The following is an 18,034-nucleotide window of genomic DNA, read 5'->3' on the forward strand; positions in this document are numbered from 1 at the left end:
ATCTCCTTCAAGGGGGTGAAAGGCCGATCCGCACTCGACGGCGTCGGCGCCATCGAGCGTGCGGTGACCGGCCCGGAACGATCAGGACTTGGCGAAAGCCAGCAGGTCGGCGTTGAGCTGGTCCTTGGCGGTGACCGCCAGGCCGTGCGCGCCGCCCTTGTAGACCTTCAGGGTGGCCTTGGGGGCCAGCTTCACCGACAGCTCGCCGGAATGGGCGATCGGCACGATCTGGTCGTCGTCGCCGTGGATGATCAGCGTGGGCACGGTGATCTTCTTGAGGTCCTCGGTGAAGTCGGTTTCCGAGAACTGCTTGATGCAGTCGAACTGCGACTTCAGCGAGCCCTGCATGCCCTGCAGCCAGAAGCTGTCGCGCGCGCCCTGCGACACGGCCGCGCCCGGACGGTTGGCGCCGAAGAACGGCGTGGTCAGGTCCTTGTAGAACTGCGAGCGGTCCTTCTGCACGCCGGCACGGATGCCGTCGAAGACGTCCTTGGGCAGGCCGTTCGGATACGCGGCGGACTTCATCATCGTCGGCGGCACCGCGCCGACCAGGACGACCTTGGCCACGCGCTTCGTGCCGTGACGGCCGACGTAGCGGGTGACCTCGCCGCCGCCGGTCGAGTGGCCGACCAGCACGGCGTTCTTGACGTCCAGCTTGTCGAGCACCGCGGCCAGGTCGTCGGCGTAGGTGTCCATGTCGTTGCCGTTCCAGCTCTGGCTGGAGCGGCCGTGGCCGCGGCGGTCATGCGCGATCACGCGGAAGCCGTTCTGGCCGAGGAAGAGCATCTGGTCTTCCCACGCATCGCTGCTCAGCGGCCAGCCATGCGAGAAGACGACCGGCTGGCCGCTGCCCCAGTCCTTGTAGAAGATCTCGGTACCGTCCTTGGTGGTGACGTAGCTCATGGGGGCTCCTGGCAGGGGGTGTGTGGAAGAAGGGGTGGAAGGGGTCGCGGCCCCGGCGCCGTCGGCCAGCGCGAGCGGCAGCGCCGCGGCGAGCGCGAGCTGGCCGCCCAGCGCGAGCACGTCGCGGCGGGTGGGGTCCGTGGGGAGAAATGCGGTGGTCATGGCGGGGCTCCGGGGATCCCTTCATCGTAGGAACCGATGCCCCGGCAAACCAGCCGCCGATGGCGCACCCGCTGCTCTCCCGTCGGAGGCAGACGTGCGTGACGCCGCGTTGCAGACGGGGCCCGGAAGGACTGCGGGCGATGACACGCGCCGGCAGCCGACGACCGCGGCCGACGACGGGCTATCGGCGATGGCTACAGGCGGAGGAGGCCGCGCTTGAGCGCGAGCACGACGGCATGGGTGCGGTCGCGCGCGTCGAGCTTGGACAGGATGGTCTTGACCCGCGCCTTGATGGTGTCCTCGGACAGCGACAGCTTGCCGCCGATCTCGCGGTTGCTCATGCCCTGGGCGATGTGTTCGAGCACGTCGATCTCGCGGCCGGAGAGCTGCTCCTGGCCGGCGTGGGCGGCGATCTCCTGCGCGACCTCGTTGGGGATCCAGCGGTTGCCGCGGTGCACGGCGCGGACCGCGTCCAGCAGCTCGGTGCGCAGCTGCGTCTTCAGCAGGTAGCCGCTGGCGCCCAGCTTCAGCGCCTGCCACGCCTGGCCGTCGGACTTGAAGGTCGTCAGCACGATGACCCGCGCGGCCGGACTCAGCGCGCGCAGCCGCGCCAGCGCCTCCAGCCCGTCCATGCCGGGCATCTGGATGTCCATCAACGTGACGTCGGGGCGCAGGCGCTCGAAGGCCTGCAGCCCCTGCCAGCCGTTGTCGGCCTCGCCCACCGGCGTCATGTCCGGCTGCTCGCCCAGCACCGCGGCGATGCCCTCCCGCATCAGCGGGTGGTCGTCGACCGTCAGGACGCGGATGGGTTCGGACGCGGGCACCATGGCGGCGATCATAGGCGCGAGCTCCCCGGACGTCCCTGTTCCAGGGGGCCGATACCCTTTCGGGTAAACGTTGTCGACTCGACCGGGGCTATCGCGGTGCAGCATCGCTTCCGATGATCGGGCGTCTCTCAGGGGAGCGCTTTCAAGGCCTCCCCGGCGCCCGTCTTCACGGTCCGCCCCAGCCCTTCTTCCCCCTCACCGCCCCGGGAGCCGTCCATGTCCCTGATCGAGCGCCTCCATGCCGTCCCGGACGCCGTCCTCGACGCGATCGTCCTCCACCGCAATCCGCTGCTGCGCGCCGGCATCGCCGCCGCGCTGTCGCCGTTCTTCCGCGCCCATGACGCCGGGGATGACGCCGGCCTGATCGCCGAATCCGGTGTGCTGCCGACGCTCGCCGCCGGCCCGTCGGGTCGGGTCGAGCCGATCCGGCTGGTCGTCGCCGATCACGACGGCGCGCTGCAGGCGCTGTCGGGCGTGCCGCGCCGCGGCCCACCCGCCGGGCACGGCGGGCACGGCGCGCCGTCCGTCACCGGCCTGCCCGGACCGCACTGGCTGGTCGTCAGTCCCGTGGTGCATGGCGGCCGCGTCCGCCAGGCGATGGCATCGGGCGTGCTCGGTTACGTGCACGCCGCCTGCGCGCTGGAGGAACTGCGCGATGCCGCGCGCGCCGTCGCGGCCGGTCGACGTTACCTCTGCCGCACGGCGGCCGGCGCCGTGGCCGAGGGCTGGCTCGGCGACGACCTGACGCCGCGCGAGCGCGACGTGCTGCGCATGCTGTGCCTCGGACTGGACAACAAGTCGATCGGCCTGCGGCTGGGGGTCGCGGCCGGCACGGTCAAGACGCATGTGAAGACGCTGCTGCAGAAGCTCGGCGCGCGCAGCCGCACCCAGGCCGCCACCGAGGCGCTGCGGCGCGGACTGCTCGACGACGAACCGCTGCTCGACGACCCCGTCCCGCATCCGGTGCGTGTCGCCGCGCGCGGGCCCGCGCAGGGGCTCTACGGGCTGCGTCCGCTGCCTGCCGCGTGAGCGGGAGGGTGGCGCGGCGTGGCCTGGCGTGCGCGGTGTGAAGAGGCGTGATGAAGAGGCGTGAAGCGGCATGACGCGGCACCACCGGAACGTGACCAGGCCGTGGACCGCCTGGCTCCTCGCGGCGGCGTGCCTGCTCGGCGCCGACCGTGCGCCGGCCCAGGCCGCCTCGGCCGCCTCGACCGCCGAGGATGGCCTGCCGGACTTCTCCCACCGGTCGTGGACCGTCCGCGACGGGGCGCCGCCGGACGTCTGGACGCTGGGCGGCGGGCGCGAGGGCGTGCTCTGGCTCGGCACCGGCATGGGCCTGTACCGCTTCGACGGCCTGCGCTTCGAGCGCTACCGGCCCGGCGATTCGTCGCTGCCGGCGCTCAACATCAACGCGCTGCTGGTCGACGAGGACCGCACGCTGTGGCTGGGCCTGTTCGACGGCGGCGTCGTGCAGTTGCGCGAGGGGCAGGTCGTGCGCCACGGTGCGGCCCAGGGGCTGCCGGGCGGTCGCGTGCTGCGGCTGGTGCGGGCGTCCGGCGCGCTGTGGGCGGCGGCGGGCAAGGGCCTCGCGCGCTTCGACGGCCAGCGCTGGCATCGTGTCGGCGAGGAACAAGGCTACCCGGAGCCCGGCGCCGAGTACCTGTTCCGCGACCGGCAAGGCACCCTGTGGGTCAACTCCGGCGAGCGGCTCTATCGCCTCGCCGCGGGTGCCGATCGTTTCGACGACACCGGCGTGGCCACCGGCCGCTCCGCGGTGATGACACAGGACGGGCAGGACCGGCTCTGGCTGGCGGATGGGCGCGGCGGCGTGCGTCCGCTGGGGTTGCCGGGCTCATGGCGCGCCTGGGCCGCGTTGCCGGAGACCGCCCCGGCGCCCGGACCGGTGCGGGCCGACGACCTCGCCGCGGCGCCGTTCTCGCCCAGCGTGGTGTCCTCGCGCGACGGCCAGCCGGTCACGCTGGTCAAGCAGATGCTGTTCGACAGCGACGGCGGGTTGTGGGTGACGGTCAACGGACGCGGCGTGTTCCGCACCGACGCCGCGGACACGGCGCGGCTGCCGGCGGGTGAGCAACTGGACTGGGCGCGCGGGCGGTGGTTCACCGTCGCGGACGGCCTCGGTTCGTCGATCACCGTGCCGCTGCTGGAGAGCGACGACGGCGAGATCTGGGTCGGCACCAACGTCGGCGTGAGCAGCCTGCGCGCGCAGCGCATCCAGCGGGTCACGCGGCTCGAGGACGCAGCCGCCACCGGCTTCAGCGTGCAGCCGGACGGCACCGGCGTGCTGCTGTCGAGCTCCTCCGCGAGCTGGCGTGTCGATCCGCCGGGCGGCGCGGTGCGCGAGCACGGCGTCGATCCCCGCCCCCTGTCGCGGCGGCCGGCCACGCAGGCGGTGCGGGCGACCGACGGCTCGCTCTGGCTCTGGGACGACGAGACGCTGTGGCGCTCCCCGCCGGGGGGGCGATGGGAACGCTGGAACCTGCCGCTGCCCGCCGGCACGCGGGCCGCCGCGGACGGCATGGCGGCCGATCCCGCCGGCGGCCTGTGGCTGTCGCTGCATGAGGCGGGGGTGTTCCATGCGACACGCGCCGGCCTCGAACGGATCGAGGAGGCGGAGCTGGACGGCGTGCCGCCGGGGGCGATCGCGGTCGATGCGGACGGCGCGGTCTGGTTCGGGCACGACGGCGTGCTCACCGGCATCGACGACCGCGGCCGGCACCAGCGCTTCGGGTCCGGACAGGGCCTGCGCACGGGCCGCATCCTCACGGTGACCAACACCCGCCACGGGCTGGTCGTCGCCGGCGAGAACGGCGTCGCCCTGGGCCGCGACGGGCGATTCGCCACGATCACGCTGGACCGGGACCCTGCCTTCGGACGGGTCTCGGGCGTCGTCGAGTCCTTCGACGGCGACCTCTGGCTGAACGGCGCGCGCGGCCTCGTGCGGCTGGCCGCGGCGGAGGTGCCCTCGCTGTTCGTCGAGTCGGCACACCCGCTGAGCTACCAGCTGCTCGATGCCGCCGACGGCCTGCCGGGCATCGCGCGACAGGCGTCGGCGACACCCACCGCGGTGCGCGATGCCCGCGGCCGGCTGTGGTTCGTGACCAACCTCGGCGTGGTCTGGCTGGACCCCGCGCGGACGAAGCGCAACGCGCGCGAGGTCGGGGTGGACGTGCAGGCGCTGGCGGCCGGCGGCCAGGACTATCCGGCGGCGCAAGGGCAGCAGTTGCCCGAGGGCACGAGCGCGCTGACGCTGCGCTACACCGCCCGCGTGCTCAGCAAGGCCGAACAGGTCCGCTACCGCTTCCGGCTGGTCGGCGTCGACGCCGACTGGCGCGACGCCGGCACGCAGCGCGAGGCGACCTACGCCAACCTCGGTCCCGGCGACTACCGCTTCGAGGTGCTCGCCTCGAATCCGGACGGCCTGTGGAGCCGCCAGCCGACGGTGCTCGCCTTCCGCATCGCACCGATGCTCCACCAGCATCCGGCGTTCCGCTGGGCCGTGGCGCTGGTCCTGGTCGTGGCCGTCTGGGCGGGATACCGGTTGCGGGTGCGGTCGCTGCAGGCCCGGTGGCGACTGCGGCAGGCCGACCGCCACCGCGAGCGCGAACGCATCGCCCGCGATCTGCACGACACGCTGCTGCAGGGATTCCAGGGCCTGCTGCTGGGCCTGGACGCGAGCGTGCGGCGCGTCGCCGACGCGGCCCTGCGCCACAAGATGGAGCGCGACCTGACGCGCGCGGAGGCGCTGCTCGCGGAAGGACGCGATCGTGTCGGGCAGCTGCGGCAGCGCATCGACGACGAGGACGCCGCCGATCGCGAGGGCCACGGGGAGGGGATGACGACGGCCGCGGCGGCGGTGGAGGAAGCGGCGGAGGACGTGGCGACGGACAGCGTGGCGACGATGGCCGGCGCGGCCATGACTGGACCGACCGTCTGGCGCGTGCCGGTCAGGACCTGATCCGTCCGCCGGGGCAGTTCCGGATGAGGATGCTCGGGACGCCGCGCGCGCTGCCGGCGCTGGTGGAGGACGAGCTGCTGCTGATCGCGCGCGAAGGTCTGACCAACGCCGACCGCCATGCGCGGGCGACCGAGGTGATGCTCGAGCTCGATTACCGGATCGATGCGGTGGTGCTGACCGTGCGCGACAACGGCATCGGGCTGGCACCGGACTGGGAGTCGCGCCCATCGCGGGGCCTGCGCTACGGCATGTGCGGGATGCGTGAGCGGGCGCGACTGATGGCGGCGGGCTTCGCGGTGCGCAGCGTGCCCGGTGGCGGCACCGAGCTGGTGCTGTGCGTGGCCGATGCGCGACACGCGGGATGGCGGGAGCGCTGGCGGCAGACCCGCGCGCCCGTCTCCCCGTGAAGTCCCGGAGGGTCAGGTCTGACCCCGCTTCCTAGAATCCGCGCGCAGTCGAGCCCCGACTGCTTGAGGAGGGAAAAGAGATGAAGAAATTTGCCGCGCTGTCCGCGCTTTGCCTGTCCCTGACCGCCGCGCTGCCGGCCTTCGCCGATCCGACGCCGGTGCCCGACATCGCGCAGGCGCAATCGCTGCGCGACGCCGTCCGCGCCGACCGCAAGGGCGTCGTGCTGAAGGCGTTGACCCTGGACGAGGCGCAGACCCGGAAGTTCGTCCCGGTCTATGAGGCCTACGAGCGCGAGCTCGCCACGCTGAACCGCCAGTTCACCCGCATGTCGGTGGAGTACGTGCAGATCGGCGAGAAGCCGACCAATGCGCAGTCGAAGTACTTCTCGCGCGGCTACCTCGGGTATGTCGACGCGGAGCAGAAGCTCTACAAGAAGTACCACCCGCGCGTGGTCAAGGCGATCGGCGAAGTGGGCGCCGCCCGATTCCTGTCGGTGGAACGCCGCATCCGCGCCCTGCAGGACTACGACCTCTGGATCTGAGAGCAGGGGCTACTGCGCGAACGTCATGCGTCGTTGGTCGGATGCTCGGAATCCTCACGTACAGGAAGTACGTTCCGGTTCCTCCGCTCCGCTCCGCCCGCCTAGCCTGACGTCCGCTCGCTACGCCCCGGGAGACCGAGCCGGAGTCAGATCCAGCCGAGGTCGATGGCTCTGAGGACCGCCTGCGTGCGGTCCCGGACGCCCATCTTCGCGAACACCGCGGAGCAGTGGTTCTTGATGACGCCCTCGCTGTTGCCCAGCAGCGCGGCGATCTCGGTGTTGCTGCGGCCGCTGGCGACCAGCCTCAGCACCTGGAGTTCCTTCGGGCTGAGCGTCTCGGGCTCCGGCGTCGCCGCGAAGGCGCGCTCCACCGGTGCGCGTTCCATGCGCTCGGTCAGCAGCGGCCGCAGCGCCGTCGATCCGCCGACCACGTCGCGCAGCGCCTGCACCAGCGTGTCCGGGCTGATCGCCTTCAGCAGGAAGCCCCGCGCCCCGGCCCGCACCGCCTCGTCGAAGGCGGACGTGTCGTCGAAGGTCGTCAGCAGCACCACCGGGATCTTCAGCGCCCGGGCCGCCAGGGCGCGGATCAGACCGATCCCGTCCAGGCGCGGCATGCGCATGTCCGACAGGATCACGTCCGGCTGCTCGCGCGCCAGCAGCTCCAGCGCCTCCGCGCCGTCGGAGGCTTCGCCGATCAGACGGATGTCGTCGTGCAGCGCCAGCAGGCCTTTCCAGACCCTCCCGCACCAGCTGCTGGTCTTCCACCAGCAGCAGCTTGATGGTGTTCTCGCTCATGTCGTCTCCTTCCCTGGATGGCGCCGGCCCGCTTCAGGCGCGCCGCGGGCAATTCAGTTCGATCAGGAATCCGGGGTGATGCCGCAGCACCTGCATCGTCCCGCCCAGTTCGGCCATGCGTTCCTGCATGCCCTTGAGTCCGTTGCCCTCGCGCAGCTTGCGCGTGCCCCGGCCATTGTCGTCAACCCGCACGCGCACCTGTGACCCCGCGGACGGCGAGGCCGCCCGGACAGGCTCACCGGCGGCGAAAGCCGCCTCGCCCCGCTCCTCCGCCTTGACCGCCGACGTCGCGTCGACCGCCTCCAGCGTCACCCGCACGTGCGTCGCGCCGGCATGGCGCACCGCGTTGGTCACCGCCTCCTGCACGCAGCGCAGCAGCGCGTGCGCGCAGCGCGGGGTCAGGTCCTGCGCGACCGGGTCCAGCGCCAGCTCGATCTGCGTGCTGGCGATGCCGTCCGCCAGCGTGCGCAGCGCCGCCTCGAGGTTGATGCGCTGGCTTTCGCGCTCGCGCGAGACGGCGGCGCGGACCTCCGCCAGCAGCCCCGCCGCGCCCAGCCTGGCCTTCTCGACCGCCTGGGCCGCGCCCGGCTCGTCGTGGCGCTTGAGCAGCGCCTCGCTGAGCTGCAGGTGCAGGTTGAGCGCGGTCAGGTGGTGGCCCATCACGTCATGCAGTTCGCGCGCCATGTGCAACCGTTCGGCGTAGCGCAGCTGCTCGATCTGCAGGCGCTCGCCGGACTCCTTCTCGGCCAGCATCGCCTGGAACCAGCGCCGGCGCTCGCCCTCGGCCGCGGCCAGCCGGCCCAGCCCGAAGGCCATCCCGTGCAGCGCCACCATGGACATCGACAGCCCCACGCTGTTCAGCCACCAGGGCATGTCGGGCTGGATCTGCTCCAGCCGCTGGGCCTCGCTGGGCAGCAGCCAGTACAGCGCGACGTTGATGACGACCTGTGCCAGCGCGAAGTTGAAGGCCCGTCGCACGTTGAGCAGCAGCGCCGCCAGCACGGTGACCAGGAAGGGCAGCCCCGGCGTCACCAGCAGCGCCAGGACGTCGAGCAGCACCACCCGGGACAGGGCGTTGCGGGGCGGCAGGTCCAGGTGCTGCTGGCGCGCCAGGCGCCAGAAGTGCCAGGCGAACACCATCACCAGCGCCAGGCAGGTGAGGACGAAGGGCGCGTCGTGCGTGGTGCCGCCGGTGCGGCGGTAGAGGCTGGCCAGGACGCCGTCGTACGGCTCCGTCTGGTTGCCCATCAGGCCCCAGATGGCCGAGCCCAGCTCCAGCAGGCAGATCGCCAGGGCGGCGATGCGCAGCACGAAGGCGGGCTGGGCGATGCGGGCAAGCAGACGATCGAGGGGGCGATCCAAGGCGCGATCCGGACGAGACGACGGGATGCCAGCGTGCCACAGGCGACGTCCGGCAGGGAAGGTGCGCATTGTCAGGGGACACCCGCGGGGCGGTTCCGCCCATGCGACGAGTGCCCCGAATCGCCGGATGAGTTGCGGGCAGCGCCGCCCGGGGCGGCGCCTCCGTGCGGCCTAGGCGATCGCCTCGGCGATCACGCCGCCGCCCAGGCAGACGTCCCCGTCGTAGAGCACCGCGCTCTGGCCCGGCGTCACCGCCCATTGCGCCTGCGGGAAGTCCAGGCGGATGCTGCCTTCAGTCAGTCCATCCGTTCCACCCGGTGTCAACGCGCAGGCGGCGTCGGCCTGCCGGTAGCGGGTCTTGGCGCCGAAGCCGCCGAAGGCCGGCGGCCGGTCCGTCCAGCTCAGGTCCTGCGCGACCAGGCCGCGGCTCTGCAGCAGCGGGTGGTCGTGACCCTGGACGACGACCAGCGTGTTGCTGTCCAGGTCCTTGCGGGCGACGAACCACGGCGCGTGCTCGCCGCCGCCGCGCGGCGCGCCCTTCTCCTTGATGCCGCCGATGCCCAGGCCCTGGCGCTGGCCCAGCGTATAGAACGACAGGCCGACGTGCTCGCCCACCTTGCGGCCGCGGTCGTCCTTGATCGGACCCGGCTTCTGGGAGAGGTAGCGGTTGAGGAACTCGCGGAACGGGCGCTCGCCGATGAAGCAGATGCCGGTCGAGTCCTTCTTCTTCGCGTTGGGCAGGCCGATCTCCTCGGCGATGCGGCGGACCTCGGTCTTGGGCAGGTCGCCGACCGGGAACATCGTCTTCTGCAGCTGCGCCTGGTTGAGCCGGTGCAGGAAGTAGCTCTGGTCCTTGAGCGGATCCAGCCCCTTGAGCAGCTGCACGCGGCCGTCGACCTCGCGCACCCGGGCGTAGTGCCCGGTGGCGATCTTCTCCGCGCCCAGGCGCATCGCGTGGTCGAGGAAGGCCTTGAACTTGATCTCGGCGTTGCACAGCACGTCCGGATTGGGCGTGCGGCCGGCCTGGTACTCGCGCAGGAACTCGGCGAAGACGCGGTCCTTGTACTCGGCGGCGAAGTTCACGTGCTCGATCTCGATGCCGATGACGTCCGCCACGGCCGCCGCGTCGACGAAGTCGATGTTGGAGGAGCAGTACTCGCTGTCGTCGTCGTCTTCCCAGTTCTTCATGAAGATGCCGACGACCTCGTGCCCGGCCTGCTTCAGCAGCCAGGCCGTCACGGCGGAATCAACGCCGCCGGACAGGCCGACGACGACGCGTTGCTTCTTGGGATTCATGGGGCCGCATTGTCCCAAAGGTCGGCATCACCCCGTCCGGGCGGGGTCGGGGCGTCGGCGCCGCGCCCGTCCGTGACGCAGTACACGTCCGAGGGGCGATCCCCCCATCCGGGTGTCAGGGATGGCTGACAAGGGTTTGCGCCGATCCCGACAGGCGCTCGCGGCAACGCCGACTCCACCGCCTCCCGAGGCGGGAAGAAACTGAATGCAACAGGGAGCACCAGATCATGAACATCGTCATCGTCGACGGATCCATCACGGCACGGGCGCAATGGCAGGCGCTGCTGGCCCGGGAGCGCCAGATCCACGTCGTGGGAGAAGCCGGGGACGAACCGTCCGCCATCGAGACGATCATCCAGGCGCAGCCGGACGTGGTCCTGATGGACCTGGCGCTGCAGCCGGGCAGCGGCCTGCGGGTGCTGCGGGCGATCCGGCAACTGGGCGTGGGTGCCCGGGTGATCGTGCTGACGCACAGCTATTACGAGGACATGCGGCGCGCCTGCGCGGAGCACGGCATCTCGGGGTTCTTCGAGAAGGGCAGCCAGACCGACGAGGTGCTGGCGACCCTGCGCGGCTGGCTCGCGCCGCTGCAGGCCGACGAGCACGAGCGCCAGGCCGCCGTGGACGGACTGGACGTGGCGTCGCGCGCGCACGTCGCCTTCGACGAACTGGCCGACCTGGCCTGCGACATCAGCGGCGGCGCGATGGCGGCCGTGGGGCTGGTCGACGGTGACCAGTTGCGCCTGATCGGCACCTCGGGCCTGCACCTGCGGCTGATGCCGCGCGCCCGCGGCCTGTGCTCGCACGTGATGCACCACGGCAGCCTGCAGGAGGTGCCCGATACCTGGCACGACCAGCGCTTCGTCGACCATCCGCTGGTCCAGGGCGCGCCCTACGTGCGCTTCTATGCGTCGGTGCCGTTGTCGCTGTCGACCGGCGAGGTCGTCGGCAGCCTGTGCGTGATGGACCGGCTGCCGCGCCGCCTGCGCGAGCGGCAGCGCGAATCGCTGACGACCTTGGCGCGCTGCGCCGTCAACGAGCTGGAAGCCTGCCGGCGCGCGCCGCGCCACAGCGAGCAGGCGATCAGCGCCGCCATGACCCTCTGAAATGACCCTCCTCACCCGCGGAGGGCCGGCGCCGTTGCGGGCGGCCCGCCGCGTGAGGCTCAGTGCGGCCAGGCCCGCGGCGCGTAGAGCGACGGGTGGCCGCTCACCGCCTCGATCGGCAGGCGGCGCCCCGCCGCGTGATCCTCGATGCACTGCAGGATCAGCGGGCTGCGATGGCGGTCCTGGCTGGCGCGGATCTCGTCCAGCGTCAGCCACAGCGTGCGCTGGATGGGCTCGTCGAACGGACGACCCGGGATCTGGTCGCCGACGCGGCCGGTGAAGGCCAGGCGGACGTAGGTGACGTCGTCGTTGCGGTCGGGACGCAGGAAGCGCGACATGTAGACGCCGAGGAAGGCGTCCGGCGTGAACGGCCGGGCGGTTTCCTCGAGGACTTCGCGGACGACGGCGTCGATCGCGGACTCCGCCTGCTCCAGGTGGCCGGCGGGGTTGTTCAGCAGCAGTCCGTCGCGGGTGAGCTCTTCGACCAGCAGGTAGCGGCCCTCCTGTTCGATCACGGCGGCGACGGTGACGCTGGGCTTGAATCGTTCGGTCATTGGTCCTTCCTGAAAGGGCGGCGCGAGCCGCGGCGCCAATGCCGGGAGCGGCCACCGCAGTGGGTGCGGGCCGCATTGTGAACGCCGAAAATGAAAAACCCCGGCATGCCGGGGTCTTGTCATTCGGACAGGGGATCAGCGACGGCCGCGATCGTGGTCGTCCCGGTCGCGATCCGGGCCTCGACCGTGGTCCCGGTCATGGTCGGGACCACGGCCATGATCCCGGTCCGGGCCGCGATCGGGCCCCCGGCCGTGACCGTGGTCATGGTCGTCGCGCCAGTCGCGGCGGCCGTCCGGACGCCAGCGGTACTCGGTGTGCTCGCGGCGGTACTGCGGTGCGTACACGTCGCGGTACCAGGTCTCGCGGACGAAGTACACGGGGCGGCCGCAGGCGTTGTAGCGCCCGCAATAGCGCGCCCAGTTCTTCTGGTGGCCCGGGGGCACCATCAGGTAGACCGCCGGTTCAGGTGCGGGGACGCGCTGGACCAGCACCGGCCGTTCGTACACGACCTGCGGCCGGACGTTGCCGATGTCGATCTGCCCGTAGAAGCCCGGCTCGCCGATGCTCACCGACACGCCGACGTCGGCCGCCCGGGAAGCCATCGGCACCAGGGCCGCCATCGCCAACGCACTGCTGAAAACCATCTTCTTGATCATGGGGTGACTCCTTTCGGGGGTCATTGGACGCCTCCATTTAACGCCGCTTTCACCCCGGCGGACGACCGCTGTTCACCACTCGAAACAGCATTGCCGGCAGGTTGCCCACCCGTTGCCTTCGGGTTGCGGACGGGCGTCTCCCTGGTGAAAACCCCTGTCGCGGGCGAGCCTCGCCCAAGGCGGTGACCCGGTTAAGCTCCCCTCGACCCTGAATCGGACGGAGGACCTCCAGATGCTGATCGGTGTGCCGCAGGAAAGCGCGGCGGGAGAGACGCGCGTCGCCGCGACGCCGGAAACCGTCAAGAAGCTCGTCGCGCAGGGCCATGCGCTGCGCGTGGAGCAAGGGGCGGGCCTGAACGCCAGCGCGACCGACGAGGCGTTTGCCGCTGCCGGCGCGGAGATCGTCGGCCGCGAGGCCGCCTTCGGTGCCGACCTGGTGCTCAAGGTGCGGTCCCCGGACCCGGGCGAGCTGCCGCTGTTCAAGCCCGGCGCCGTGCTCGTGGGGATGCTGAACCCGTTCGACCGCGACGGCCTGCAGCGTCTGGCTGAGGCCCGCCTCACCGCCTTCGCGCTGGAGGCCGCGCCGCGGACCTCGCGCGCGCAGAGCATGGACGTGCTGTCCAGCCAGGCCAACATCGCCGGTTACAAGGCGGTGATGCTGGGCGCGTTCCACTACCAGCGCCTGTTCCCGATGCTGATGACCGCGGCCGGCACGATCAAGGCCGCGCGAGTGGTCGTGCTTGGCGTCGGCGTCGCGGGCCTGCAGGCGATCGCGACGGCCAAGCGGCTGGGCGCGGTGATCGAGGCCTCGGACGTGCGGCCCGCCGTCAAGGAGCAGGTCGAGTCGCTCGGCGCCAAGTTCATCGACGTGCCCTACGAGACCGACGAGGAACGCGAAGCCGCGGTCGGCGTCGGCGGGTATGCCCGCCCGATGCCGCCCAGCTGGCTGCAGCGCCAGCAGGTGGAGGTCGCCAAGCGCGTGGCGCAGGCCGACGTCGTCATCACCACCGCCCTGATCCCTGGCCGACCGGCGCCGGTGCTGGTCACCGAGGAGATGGTCCGCGCGATGAAGCCCGGCTCCGTGATCGTCGACATCGCCGCGCCGGCCGGCGGCAACTGCCCGCTGACCGAGCCCGGCCAGACCGTCCGCAAGCACGGGGTCACGCTGGTCGGCGAGACCAACCTGCCCGCGCTGGTCGCGGCGGACTCGTCCTCGCTGTATGCGCGCAACCTGCTGGATTTCCTGAAGCTGGTGCTGACGAAGGAGGGCGGCTTCGCGCTGCCCGCCGACGACGACATCGTGACCGCCTGCCTCGTCGCACACGAGGGCCAGGTGTTGCGCAAACCCTGAGCGCAACCCCCGACCCCGTTTCCTCGATCGCCCGATTCCCCGATCGCCCGATTCCCCGATTCCCGGAAGGAGCTCTCCGCATGGACGCCGTCTCCCCGACCCTGATCAACCTGACGATCTTCGTGCTGGCCATCTACGTCGGCTACCACGTCGTCTGGACCGTCACGCCCGCGCTGCACACGCCGCTGATGGCCGTCACCAACGCGATCTCCGCCATCGTCATCGTCGGCGCGATGCTCGCCGCCGCGCTCACCGAGACCACCCTCGGCAAGGGCCTGGGCACCTTCGCCGTCGCGCTCGCGGCGGTCAATGTCTTCGGCGGCTTCCTCGTCACGCGGCGGATGCTGGAGATGTTCAGGAAGAAGGAGCGCAAGGCGCCTGCCGAGGGCAAGGGCAGCGAGACCAACCACGCGGCGAAGGGCTGATCCCATGTCGATGAACCTCGTCACGCTGCTGTATCTCATCGCGAGCGTCTGCTTCATCCAGGCGCTGAAAGGCCTGTCGCATCCGACGACCTCCATCCGCGGCAACGTCTTCGGCATGGTCGGCATGACCATCGCCGTGCTCACGACCGGCGCGCTGATCCTCAAGCTCGCCGGCGGACAGACGCTCGGCCTGGGCTACGTGCTCGGCGGCCTGGTGATCGGCGGCGGCATCGGCGCGGTCATGGCGCAGCGCGTCGAGATGACCAAGATGCCGGAGCTGGTCGCCTTCATGCACAGCATGATCGGCCTGGCGGCGGTGTGCATCGCCGGCGCGGCGGTCGTGGAGCCGCACGCCTTCGCGATCGCGCCGCGCGGCGAACCCATCCCCGGCGGCAACCGCATCGAGCTCGCGCTCGGCTGCTTCATCGGCGCGGTGACCTTCTCCGGTTCGGTGATCGCGTTCGGCAAGCTCAGCGGCAAGTACAAGTTCCGGCTGTTCCAGGGCGCGCCCGTCACCTTCCCCGGCCAGCACTGGCTGAACGCGATCCTCGGACTGGCCGCCGCGTTCTTCATCTTCGGCTTCTGGCATTCGCAGAGTTCGATGGACTTCATCCTCGTCGCGCTGCTGGGCTTCGCGCTCGGCGTGCTGCTGATCATCCCGATCGGCGGCGCGGACATGCCGGTGGTCGTGTCGATGCTGAACAGCTACTCCGGCTGGGCGGCGGCGGGCATCGGCTTCTCGCTCAACAACAGCATGCTGATCATCGCGGGATCGCTGGTGGGCAGCTCGGGCGCGATCCTGAGCTACATCATGTGCAAGGCGATGAACCGTTCGTTCTTCAACGTGATCCTGGGCGGGTTCGGCGCGGAGGCCGGCGCCGCGGCCACGACCACGCAGCAGCGCAACGTGAAGAGCGGCAGCGCCGACGACGCCGCCTTCATCCTGGGCAACGCCGAGAGCGTCATCATCGTCCCCGGCTACGGCCTGGCGGTGGCGCGCGCGCAGCACGCGGTGAAGGAGCTCGCGCAGAAGCTGATCGACAAGGGCGTGACGGTCCGCTACGCGATCCATCCGGTCGCCGGCCGCATGCCCGGCCACATGAACGTGCTGCTCGCCGAGGCCGAGGTGCCCTACGACCAGGTGCACGAGATGGAGGACATCAACGCCGAGTTCGGCCAGACCGATGTCGCGATCATCCTCGGCGCCAACGACGTGGTGAACCCGGCCGCGCTGCAGAAGGGCAGTCCGATCTTCGGCATGCCCATCCTCGAGGCGTACAAGGCGCGAACCATCATCGTCAACAAGCGCTCGATGGCCGCCGGCTACGCGGGCCTGGACAACGAGCTCTTCTACATGGACAAGACCATGATGGTCTTCGGCGATGCGAAGAAGGTGGTCGAGGACATGCTCAAGGCGGTCGAGTAGTCCGCTGTGGGAACGCGCTCGGGCTTTGGTGGCCGTCTTCCACCAGTTCTGGTGGATGGCCTACCGACATCGGTCGGAGATGTCGACGTCGACGGCAAGTGGAGGTCAATGCGGCCGTCGACCAACATGAACAGACTCCGGGGTCATCCCCTTTTCCCTGTTCATCATGCCCGACACCTCAGCTCTGTTGACCGGCGTACGTGCGCCGCAAACCTCGAACAGTCCACCGGCGCCCAGGGCGCGTGATCGCCGTCTCCGCCCCGACGAGGAGGGGCAGGAGGCCGAGACTGATGTCCCCTCCAGCGCCGCCTCGGCGGACACGTCCGCCGCCGGCACCACCGAAGCCGTGACCGCCCCGGGTGCTGCGATCGCATCCGATGCGGCCCCGGACGTCGACACGGGCGCGTCCGAGGCGCTGTCTGCCGCCGCTCCGCCTGAGGGCGAGCAGCACGACGACCGCTATGCCGCGCTGATGGCGGCGGGCATCGGTCTGCTGGGCATCGGTGGCGCGGCCAGCCTCTCAGGATCTTCGTCGGGCAGCGCGCCACCGATCGCGGCCATCGATCCGCCGAAGCCCGACCAGCCCCGGCAGGATCCCCCTGTTTCAGGGCAGAAGCCGGATGCCGGTTCCGGTCCCGATCATCCGGGGGCGGACCTGCCACCGCCTGATCAGTCCAAGCCTGACCCATCCAAGCCCGACCAGCCCAAGCCGGATCAACCCAAGCCGGATCAACCCAAGCCGGATCAACCCAAGCCCGACCAGCCGCAGCAGCCCGACCCGGGCAAGTCGGACCCCGACCCGACGACGCCGACGGACCCGGATCCGAAACCCCCTGCGCATGTGCCGGCCGCGCCCCTGCTGTCGTTGGCGGTGGATACCGGCAGCAGTGATCATGACCGGATCACGTCGTCGGGTTCGGTGAACGTCTCGGGTCTGGAGGCGGGCGCCACGCTCGCCTTCAGCCTCGACGGAGGCAAGACCTGGACATCGCACGGCGGCGACGCGCCGCTGTCGGACTCGCTGTTCGGCACCGACGGCGAGAAGCATCTGGCGGTCAGGCAGATCGATGCGAGCGGCAACGAAGGTGTCGCCGCGGAACTGTCCTTCGTGCTGGACAGGACGGCGCCCGACGCGTTGCATTGGACGATGCCGGCCGACAAGCCGGCGCTCGGCCCGGCCGACCGGATCGTCCCGCTGGGCGTCGAGGCCGGGGCTCGCGTCGAGTACCGCCTCGACGCGACGGCCGCGTGGCAGGCCGCCGTGGACGGGCAGATCCCGGTGTCGACGTTCCACCAGGAGGGCGCCGTTCACCTCGAGGTGCGTCAGATCGACCTGGCCGGCAACGTGGGTCCGGTGACGACGCTGACCGCCACCCTCGATGCCACCGCGCCGCACGCGCCCACGCTGGCCCTGCTGAACGACACCGGCGTCAGCGACACCGACGGCATCACCTTGTCGGGCAATATCGGCGTGGGCGGGCTTGAACCCGGCGCCAGGCTGCTGGTGAGCACGAATGGCGGCGACTGGGAGGAGTTTGCGGCCGGCACGACCGTGGTGAACGTGGATGCACAGTTCCCGTATGGCGGCCAGCCGACCGTGCAAGTCAAGCAGGTCGATGCCGCCGGCAACGCCAGCGAGGCGGCGACGCTGACGTTCACGCTGGACCAGGAAGGGCTGGTCCCCAACTGGACCTCCTCCAGCAGGCAGCGGCAGCCAGGGGGGCCGGACCGGACCAGGTGAGCCTCAATGCGTTGGATGACTTCACGATCAGCCTCCACAGTCTCGGCGCCCGTCATCAGGACAGCCTGTCCTACCGCATCGATGGCGGGGCATGGCGGGAGGCGCCCGTCGACGGCCATCTCCCCTTGAGCACGTTCGGGGCCGACGGCAAGCATCTGCTGGAATTGCGCGAGACCGATCTGGCCGGCAACGAGGGCCTGAGGAAGGTCGAGGTGACCCTCGACGCGACACCGCCGGTGGCGCCGACGCTCGCGCTTTTCCACGATGACGGCCCGAGCGCGACGGACCATGTGACCACCGACGGCCGGGTGGTCATTTCCGGTCCGGATCTGCTGGGCCTGGACTTCCAGTCCCGCGTCAACGGAGGGAACTGGGTGGACGAGCGGCTCGGGGACAACTCCCCCGCATCTACAGCAACGGCCCCGGCGTGATCGACCTGGAAGTGCGATTCATCGACGCCGCGGGCAATGTCGGTCCGTCGAGTCATCTCCATTACACGGTGGG

Annotated in this window: 17 protein-coding genes; 10 read left to right on the forward strand and 7 right to left on the reverse strand. The window is 70.9% G+C overall.

All coding sequences use genetic code 11. The features are described 5' to 3' along the window. Window positions 1-81: 81 nt before the first annotated feature. Both ACQ86G_RS08175 and ACQ86G_RS08180 read right to left on the reverse strand, forming a co-directional pair. Entirely contained in the window at window positions 82-903 is an 822-nt protein-coding gene (locus ACQ86G_RS08175) for an alpha/beta fold hydrolase (protein WP_431261361.1), read from the reverse strand. Between the two features lie 356 nt (window positions 904-1,259). Further along, window positions 1,260-1,904, reverse strand: coding sequence for a response regulator (locus ACQ86G_RS08180; RefSeq protein WP_431260117.1), 645 nt, complete (start codon window positions 1,902-1,904; stop codon window positions 1,260-1,262). 204 nt (window positions 1,905-2,108) lie between these two features. Between ACQ86G_RS08180 and ACQ86G_RS08185 the strand changes: the two genes are divergently transcribed. The 4 genes from ACQ86G_RS08185 (at window position 2,109) to ACQ86G_RS08200 (ending at window position 6,817) form a co-directional block, all read left to right on the forward strand. Continuing rightward, window positions 2,109-2,921, forward strand: coding sequence for a LuxR C-terminal-related transcriptional regulator (locus tag ACQ86G_RS08185; protein ID WP_431260118.1), 813 nt, complete (start codon window positions 2,109-2,111; stop codon window positions 2,919-2,921). 70 nt (window positions 2,922-2,991) lie between these two features. Next, window positions 2,992-5,868: a ligand-binding sensor domain-containing protein gene (locus ACQ86G_RS08190; protein WP_431260119.1), complete on the forward strand. Its 2,877-nt coding sequence runs from the start codon at window positions 2,992-2,994 to the stop codon at window positions 5,866-5,868. A 23-nt stretch (window positions 5,869-5,891) separates the two neighbouring features. Further along, window positions 5,892-6,275 (forward strand): sensor histidine kinase, encoded by a 384-nt coding sequence (locus ACQ86G_RS08195; protein ID WP_431260120.1) that lies wholly within the window; start codon window positions 5,892-5,894, stop codon window positions 6,273-6,275. An 80-nt stretch (window positions 6,276-6,355) separates the two neighbouring features. Beyond that, on the forward strand, window positions 6,356-6,817 hold the full coding sequence (locus ACQ86G_RS08200) for a hypothetical protein (RefSeq protein ID WP_431260121.1): 462 nt from the start codon (window positions 6,356-6,358) through the stop codon (window positions 6,815-6,817). A gap of 146 nt (window positions 6,818-6,963) precedes the next feature. On the opposite strand, the gene ACQ86G_RS08205 is transcribed toward ACQ86G_RS08200, so the two are convergent. The 3 genes from ACQ86G_RS08205 to mnmA all read right to left on the reverse strand — a co-directional run bounded on the left by ACQ86G_RS08205 (window position 6,964) and on the right by mnmA (window position 10,270). Next, window positions 6,964-7,542 carry a response regulator gene (locus ACQ86G_RS08205; protein ID WP_431261362.1) on the reverse strand — a complete coding sequence of 193 codons (579 nt, stop codon included), beginning with the start codon at window positions 7,540-7,542 and terminating at the stop codon, window positions 6,964-6,966. Window positions 7,543-7,645: 103 nt separating this feature from the next. Beyond that, on the reverse strand, window positions 7,646-8,974 hold the full coding sequence (locus tag ACQ86G_RS08210) for a sensor histidine kinase (RefSeq protein WP_431260122.1): 1,329 nt from the start codon (window positions 8,972-8,974) through the stop codon (window positions 7,646-7,648). 171 nt (window positions 8,975-9,145) lie between these two features. After that, a complete protein-coding gene (gene mnmA / locus ACQ86G_RS08215; RefSeq protein WP_431260123.1) occupies window positions 9,146-10,270 on the reverse strand; it encodes a tRNA 2-thiouridine(34) synthase MnmA in 1,125 nt (374 codons plus the stop codon). Window positions 10,271-10,497: 227 nt separating this feature from the next. On the opposite strand from mnmA, the gene ACQ86G_RS08220 reads away from it, so the two are divergent. After that, complete coding sequence (locus ACQ86G_RS08220; protein ID WP_431260124.1) at window positions 10,498-11,376, forward strand: response regulator; 879 nt, start codon at window positions 10,498-10,500, stop codon at window positions 11,374-11,376. A 59-nt stretch (window positions 11,377-11,435) separates the two neighbouring features. Here the strand turns inward: ACQ86G_RS08220 and ACQ86G_RS08225 are convergent, their stop codons facing one another. Together ACQ86G_RS08225 and ACQ86G_RS08230 are read right to left on the reverse strand one after the other, a co-directional pair. Next, window positions 11,436-11,930, reverse strand: a complete 495-nt coding sequence (locus tag ACQ86G_RS08225; RefSeq protein WP_431260125.1) for an NUDIX hydrolase — start codon at window positions 11,928-11,930, stop codon at window positions 11,436-11,438. 135 nt (window positions 11,931-12,065) lie between these two features. Continuing rightward, window positions 12,066-12,587, reverse strand: coding sequence for a hypothetical protein (locus tag ACQ86G_RS08230; RefSeq protein ID WP_431260126.1), 522 nt, complete (start codon window positions 12,585-12,587; stop codon window positions 12,066-12,068). A gap of 232 nt (window positions 12,588-12,819) precedes the next feature. Between ACQ86G_RS08230 and ACQ86G_RS08235 the strand changes: the two genes are divergently transcribed. The 5 genes from ACQ86G_RS08235 to ACQ86G_RS08255 all read left to right on the forward strand — a co-directional run bounded on the left by ACQ86G_RS08235 (window position 12,820) and on the right by ACQ86G_RS08255 (window position 17,961). Next, window positions 12,820-13,938: a Re/Si-specific NAD(P)(+) transhydrogenase subunit alpha gene (locus ACQ86G_RS08235; RefSeq protein ID WP_431260127.1), complete on the forward strand. Its 1,119-nt coding sequence runs from the start codon at window positions 12,820-12,822 to the stop codon at window positions 13,936-13,938. An 80-nt stretch (window positions 13,939-14,018) separates the two neighbouring features. Next, window positions 14,019-14,363 (forward strand): NAD(P) transhydrogenase subunit alpha, encoded by a 345-nt coding sequence (locus ACQ86G_RS08240; protein WP_431260128.1) that lies wholly within the window; start codon window positions 14,019-14,021, stop codon window positions 14,361-14,363. A 4-nt stretch (window positions 14,364-14,367) separates the two neighbouring features. Continuing rightward, window positions 14,368-15,789: an NAD(P)(+) transhydrogenase (Re/Si-specific) subunit beta gene (locus tag ACQ86G_RS08245; RefSeq protein WP_431260129.1), complete on the forward strand. Its 1,422-nt coding sequence runs from the start codon at window positions 14,368-14,370 to the stop codon at window positions 15,787-15,789. Window positions 15,790-16,135: 346 nt separating this feature from the next. Then, window positions 16,136-17,530, forward strand: coding sequence for a hypothetical protein (locus ACQ86G_RS08250; protein ID WP_431260130.1), 1,395 nt, complete (start codon window positions 16,136-16,138; stop codon window positions 17,528-17,530). Continuing rightward, complete coding sequence (locus tag ACQ86G_RS08255) at window positions 17,527-17,961, forward strand: hypothetical protein (protein WP_431260131.1); 435 nt, start codon at window positions 17,527-17,529, stop codon at window positions 17,959-17,961. Before ACQ86G_RS08250 ends, ACQ86G_RS08255 begins: the two co-directional genes overlap by 4 nt. The last annotated feature ends 73 nt before the right edge of the window (window positions 17,962-18,034 follow it).

Origin of the sequence: Roseateles chitinivorans, assembly GCF_050632145.1 — a bacterium.
Classification (GTDB): Bacteria; Pseudomonadota; Gammaproteobacteria; order Burkholderiales; family Burkholderiaceae_C; genus Roseateles; species Roseateles chitinivorans_B.